This is a genomic window from Gilliamella sp. Fer1-1 (genome assembly GCF_001690825.1).
Taxonomy (GTDB): domain Bacteria; phylum Pseudomonadota; class Gammaproteobacteria; order Enterobacterales; family Orbaceae; genus Gilliamella; species Gilliamella apicola_C.
Window position 1 is genome coordinate 1 of record NZ_LZGX01000021.1, and the last position, 6,943, is coordinate 6,943.

Below are 6,943 nucleotides of genomic sequence, written 5' to 3' on the forward strand. Positions count from 1 at the left end.
ACCTGTAATAATACCGTCGGTAATTTCGTATACCTGATAAAGTTGATTATCTCGATGATCGTAAGCTTCGCCATTAAATGGCGTATCGTTATAAAAGTAGTAATTACTGCGCTTTTCTAGTTGATTCAGTTCTATTCTGACTTTCATCATATGGGAACCTTAATCTTTTTATATTATCAACACCTAGTGTTCAAGATTTAGTATAGGTTATATTTTTGCTGTATCCAATTACAAAAAGGCAATATGATTGTTATAAACTTTTCTTTATATGTGGATAAATAAGTGCATTGATTTCCTCATCAGAGTATACGCCTCCTCCCATACAAAAAGCACCTGGTAACTCTTTTATTTGACAAAAAGATAAATGATACGCTTGCATAAAGTAATTTATTACAAGAAAAGAATTAAAGTCACTAGAATCAACTCTATCCTTGATTAACTTTATTAAAAAATTAATCTCTTTACCTTTTTTAGCATTTTCTCTTAATAGTTCTAATAATTCTTCATTTAAATTCATTTTATAATTTCATTTTTGAATTTGGCTTTGCATATCAAGCAACGATGATTCAATCATGATTTTTAATCTATTAAGTTAGTTGATGTTTTAAATCATCGGGTAAGAATTCTTGAAAATAATCGATTCTGCCGTCATTAAAGGTTATTTTGATATTACTATTTTGTTGTAGGGCAAATAAGGCAAGCGCTTGTGCTCGATATTGCTGTTTTTGTTTTTCAGCATAAACGAGATTCGTTTTATATACGGAAGATTCTCGATAATTTAATGTTTGTAAAGCAGGTAATTCAGCCAATCTTCCAATGGTTGAAAGTTCTATATTTGCATAGCATAACTCTAATTGCTTAACCTGATTTAACAGTCCTCGATCTAACCATTGGTTAAATAATGAATCCTCAATTGACCAGATAGAGAGGTTATCGGCAAAAATATTCTGTTTTGCCAATAAATCATCAAAGGTTTTAAAATCAAGACCAAGATCATCTCGAGGCACTAATAATGAGACATAAGCATAATCACCCTCAATAATTGCTTGTTTAATCTGTTCTTGTTCATTGAAATGTAATTCTAAATTACCTGAATGATCTGTTTCTGCATAATCTAAATAGCGTGATTCAATCCTTTTACATGCATTATTTTCCCACTCCAATAACCACTCTCTATCACCAGTTGTTTCGGTAATATCAATTTGTTTTTCTTCGTATCTTTTTATTCGACCTGTACCATCGGGATAATAACCGATAGTTTTAACAAACCAACCATCAATACACAAATGTTCGACTTGTACAAAACCAAAACTATATTGATAACATAAACCTGTAAATGGTTTTCCTTGATAAGAATAACGGATGTCGTTCATTTCATAATCAAAGTCACCGCTATGTAACAATTCATAATCGACCTTTATCATACCATTGGCTTCAAAAACACCATAATCTCGACTACCTGTAATAATACCGTCGGTAATTTCGTATACCTGATAAAGTTGATTATCTCGATGATCGTAAGCTTCGCCATTAAATGGCGTATCGTTATAAAAGTAGTAATTACTGCGCTTTTCTAGTTGATTGAGTTCTATTCTGACTATCATGATTTTTTAATCTGTTAAGTAAGCTGTTGTTTTAAATCATCGGGTAAATATTTCTCGAAAATATTTTCATCGTCATCCTCTAAAATGACGTCAATAGAGCAACTTTCTTTCAATAAGAAGAGTGCTGAGGCTAACTCTAAAAAGCGTTGTTTTTGTTGTTTAATGAATAAAGGCTTATCATTTTCATCAATTTTCCATTCTGATATTTTTAATTGTTGCAAAGATTGCAATTGCTGCATTTTTGTTATAGTCAAAGGTTGAACATTAGTGTGATATAACTCTAATTGCTTAACCTGATTTAAAAGCCCGCGATCTAACCATTGGTTAAATAATGAATCCTCAATTGACCAGATAGATAGGTTATCGGCAAAAATATCTTGTTTTGCCAATAAATCATCAAAAGTTTTAAAATCAAGACCTAAATCATCCCTAGGCACTAATAGTGAAACATAAGCATAATCATCTTTTATAATCACTTGTTTAATCTGTTTTTGCTCGTTGAAATATAATTTTATGTTGCCTGAATGAGCTGTTCCTGCATAATCTAAATAGCGAGATTCAATCCTTTTATATGCATTATTTTCCCATTCTAAATACCATTCTCTATCTCCAGTTGTTTCGGTAATATCAATGTCATTTTTTTCGTAACGTTTTAATCTACCAGTTCCATCAGCAAAAAAACTGATATATTCAACTAACCAACTGTTAATAAATATTGCTTCAGCCAATACAAAACCAAATCTGTATTCATATGCGATACCAGTGAATGGTTGTCCTTGAAAATAGTATGGCAATTGATTCATCTCATAATCAAAATATTCACCACTGTTCAATAAATCATAATCAATTTTAATCATACCTTCGGCTTGTAAAGCGCCATAATCTCGGCTACCTGTAATAACGCCATCGGTGATTTCGTATACCTGATAAAGCTGATTGTCTCGATGATCATAAGCTTCGCCATTAAATGGCGTATCGTTATAAAAGTAGTAATTACTGCGCTTTTCTAGTTGATTGAGTTCGATTCTGACTATCATAATATGGATTCCTTAATTTTTTACTCTATTTAATCATCAACCCTTCCGGTTGGAATGTGAATGCCTTTTGATTTGGATAGAATACCACTACAGTGTCGGCAGGCTGGGAATGCTTTACCTTGCTCATATTCGGTTAAGCGAATGGTATACACTTCAATTTTGTCTAGATATTCGTCAACATTTTTCCCTTTTGCCTCTAATTGCTGAAATACATTATTGGTGGATAGTACTTCAGCATGCATCCCCGGCAAGCCATCAATTATACGAAACTGTTGATTATTAGAAATAAATTCTCTAATTAATCGTTCAGTAGTCGGGTGCATTTTAGCAAAGGCCGGTGTAACATTGGGATATAAGCTACTCGAACCTAAATAAGATTCTTTCAATAATTTCATATATGCGCCTACATCAATAAATCGGTAATAAGTTGCATCGATCGCTTCAACAAGTTTCACTCTACCATTTTTTAACTCTTTATAATATGGCACTTCTAAATTATAAAAATTTGCTTCCGAAACAATTCCTTCGACTTCGCAACGAGTTTGGGCTAAAGCAACTCTTTTAGTGATGTTTATCTTTTCATCTTTTCTCCAAACCTTCAACTCATCTTCTAACTCTTTCTGACCTTGCTTTTTACTTGCATGGTTAGTGGAAACCGTAGTTTTACTTTCGGTTTCACTTGTATTCGATTTTCTTGTGCCTGAGTTTAAATCGGTTGTGTAGGTAATATTCCCTTTGTCTTTATTTAATGATGAGAATTCTTGACCTTTGGTTAAATTTTCATCCAATATTCTATGAAAATATTCACCCGGTACCGCTTTTGCTTTGTTTTCCATACTTAATAGTTCCCACTTTTGTGGGTATATAGCAGATAACGTTTTTTCTACGCCGTTTTCATAAGTTATTTGAACTGAAAGTGTTTTGTTATATTGCGTATCTTTTGTGTATGGCATTAAACTGGGTATCTCATCGGCAATATTTGATACCGTATTAGGCGAAGCAGGTAATACCTGATTTGAGTTTTCCACTCGATTGGGTACTGGGGATGACTCTGTTTTTTGGCTCGGTATTTTGCTTGGTACCTCAGAGAGCGAATTTTCAATACCCGGTTTTGGGAAATGTTCTTCACCTGAAATATATCGATCTATCTTTTCCAGGCTCATGGTGGTTTTAGAGTGATACGGATCATTCTTTAATGCAGTAAGGTTTTTTTTGCTTCCGTGAATACTTATTGTGATAAGTATCCCATCCATGATACCTCTTTTGATTAGTGCAGAGATTTTAGATAATTTGATATCAGCTGGTAGCGTTTTATTGTTCATCACTGAATAAATGGCTTCGGCTAGTTCTTCAGTTATCAAAATGCCTTGTAATGAATCTGCACTTATTTGACCTATTAACGTGATTTTAATGGCTTGTTTTTGGCTAAGATTGGTTAATAATAATGTTTTACTACTCCATTTTGCCGATGCGATAATTGTACCGCTAGCAAACACATTAGAAACTATTGTTAAGATGTCAAATGAATCATCTTTCCAATTACCAAAACCTTCTCGATGCCGATCAGCAATATTGATAACCGCTGAAGTCGTTGACGCCGCAATCGATGACCATATTAACCCTGATACCACTCTTGAACCGGGCACTGGAGCAACTAATGTAATGACACCCGCAACCACTATTGCCGCAAATCCTAATGATGCGAAGGCATCAGATAAGGAATCTGAATCACTTTTACCATCTGTATCAAAATTAATTTCAATACCGCCATAAATAATCTCTTTCCCTAAGATAATCCGATTATCATCATCAAAAGTGACTTCTTTTGCAATGCCAAATTGTTTATCTACTGCGGCATAGCCTTTAATAGTGCCTTCTGGATAACGGTTATCTTTATCCCAACATTCAAGTGCTTGCTTAATGGCGTCTTCTTTTGTTTCGCCTTTGCCAACATAGACACCACAAAATGACCTATCGACAGGGCTAGTCCAGTCAATTAAATGAACTTCGTTATCATTATAAAAATAGCACACTCTTAATGACATATCTTCACGTTCACCATAAATGCTTGAAATATGTTTAACGTGAACTTGTCCAAAGTTTTCGCGGCAATCAGCCGGCACTTTATCAAGCAAAAATTTGAGTTTCTCCTTGAAGAGCTTTAACGATTCCATTCGATTTTGATAAGCCTGTTCATCCTCGGCTGATAGCTGCTGTTGCTTTTCTTGCACTAAGATCCAGTCAATTTGCTGAGTTAAATTTTTATAAAAAATAAATGGATTTTCTGACTCTTCGGCAGTATTTGTGGAATACGAAACACTTTGTTTTGCATTAATCACATTTTGGATATATTCAATATATTCCTTTTGGTTACCGTATATTATTTGGCAAACAATTTTGTGACGCCCTTCAATATCCCATTTTACTTCGTTCCATTGAGTTGAATTTTGAGGTCCATTAATGACTTTTCCTAGGTATTTATCATCAGTTCTGAACGAAATATGGTTATAACACAGCCATGAAGCCCGAATTTGTTCAAGAGCAGGTGCGTCGGGGTTGATTCTTTGTAAAGAAAAAGACATGATCTTTCCACGTAGCACATTTGTTAAATTGGGTTTAGCCACAATTCGATAATTTTGCATGGTTATTCCTTATTTATAGATACTTTATATTTAGTCGTTTTGATATCTGCTTTTGCAAATAAATAATCGATAGCTAATTTATCTTTGTGGTAAGGTCCTAATGCTTGGTAAATATCTTTTACCATGTCTTTTCCATAAATTTCCTTATAGGCATCAATTGTCATTTCAATGGTATTTTTGGAATAAGTTAAATACCCAATCATCTGTTTTGAATTTATCGCTTCAATGGCTTTATGTAATCGTTGAGCATTGGCTTTCGCTAAAATGTCATCATCATCTGGAAACTGATAATAATAGTCCATATTAGGAGGAACATGTTTTAATACCACTTTTCCTTCGCGATCTAAACGACCTTGTCTAAATTCACCATTATCAAAACGAACTTGATATTTAGTCGTTGGAATTGGATAACCATCATCGGTTTCAAGATACAGTGTTATTCCTTCTTGTTTATCTTGTGTGGTAAAAGTTTGAGGAATAGCACCTGATAAAAGTGTCGACTTATAATCTAACGACGATACACCCATCTTTTGCATCACATTACATTTAAGATACACATTATCTTGCGTGCCCAGTTCAATGCCCTCACTGCTGATTTTGATATAAGAGCCACCACAGATAAGCGTCAGTTTATCACTGGCGGTGATAGTGACTTCACCATCCACGCTATCCACTTTGATATCTTGCTTGGCTGCCATATTGAGGTTGGCATTTTGGGCTTGCACTGCAATATCGCCTTGGTTGGCAAACAGTTTCATGCCTGATTTATGAGCAAATAGTCCTATTGCGTCGCCAGATGATACGGTGATGTTTTTTAATGCGTTGATATCGGTTTGGTTTTCGCTGGTTAGGGTTAAGCTATTGCCTGTTGTCAGTTGGATGTTTTCTGGGCTGGTTAAGGCAATGCCTTCTTGCGCATAGGCCAGTAGGCCACTTTGAGTTAGCTGAGTTAAGTTGGCTTTAAGCTGGTCTTGACTGTCGGTATCCGCGCTGTGTGCGTCGGACTGGGTAGCGGCATTTTGTAGGGCTTTGGCAATCGATAAGGCATTTTCCAGTTGGTTTATTGCCGTTTGCATATCCAGTTGTTTGCCTTGCGCTTTCGGCTCGGTTTGCGTGGTTAAGTATAAGCCTTTGTTGGCAGCAATCGCGCCCCGTTCATCCGTCCTCAGTTCAAAGCCTTCACCACGTTGTGCTTTTTTTTCGTTAACAAGGTGACCTAAGTTAAGTTGGCTTTTGCCGTATTCGGTGGCGAGTTTGATATGCTCTTGCCCGCGTTTATCATCCATGCGTAATTTATTGTTGGCGGGGGTGCGAATGACATTGCGGTGTTTGTTTACCGTAGTCACATGGTCTGGGTGGGCGCTGTCGTGCATGGCATGGGCGATATACGGCCTATCTGGATTACCATTCATAAAGGCAATCGCCACTTCCGTGCCATCAATTAATGGGAAGTGAAAACCATAGGTGTTACCCGAATAAGGTTTTGCTAAGCGTACCCATAAGCTTTCAGTACCCTTTTTCCACGCTTTTAAGTCAAAGTTGAATTTAACTCGGTAGCGCCCGTGAGTGTCAATATAGCCATAGGTGTCATTATCAGGGCTAGTGACCCGTGCGGGTAAGGTGCCACTGACTTGTGGCCAGCGTATGGGCGCGGGGCGAT

General features: G+C 36.0%; 5 protein-coding genes. All 5 read right to left on the minus strand.

From position 1 onward, the window contains the following. Nucleotides 1–250: 250 nt before the first annotated feature. A complete protein-coding gene (locus A9G28_RS02230) occupies nt 251–517 on the minus strand; it encodes a hypothetical protein (RefSeq protein ID WP_065568307.1) in 267 nt (88 codons plus the stop codon). 70 nt (nt 518–587) lie between these two features. Next, on the minus strand, nt 588–1,604 hold the full coding sequence (locus tag A9G28_RS02235) for a hypothetical protein (RefSeq protein WP_065579624.1): 1,017 nt from the start codon (nt 1,602–1,604) through the stop codon (nt 588–590). A 14-nt stretch (nt 1,605–1,618) separates the two neighbouring features. Then, nucleotides 1,619–2,641, minus strand: coding sequence for a hypothetical protein (locus A9G28_RS02240; protein WP_065579625.1), 1,023 nt, complete (start codon nt 2,639–2,641; stop codon nt 1,619–1,621). A gap of 29 nt (nt 2,642–2,670) precedes the next feature. Continuing rightward, the gene (locus tag A9G28_RS02245; RefSeq protein WP_065579626.1) at nt 2,671–5,283 is read right to left on the minus strand and encodes a YwqJ-related putative deaminase; all 2,613 of its coding nucleotides are present in this window, start codon (nt 5,281–5,283) and stop codon (nt 2,671–2,673) included. 2 nt (nt 5,284–5,285) lie between these two features. Beyond that, nucleotides 5,286–6,943 (minus strand): type VI secretion system tip protein VgrG (vgrG, locus tag A9G28_RS02250; RefSeq protein ID WP_141674669.1); only part of this gene is annotated, 1,658 nt, incomplete at its 5' end.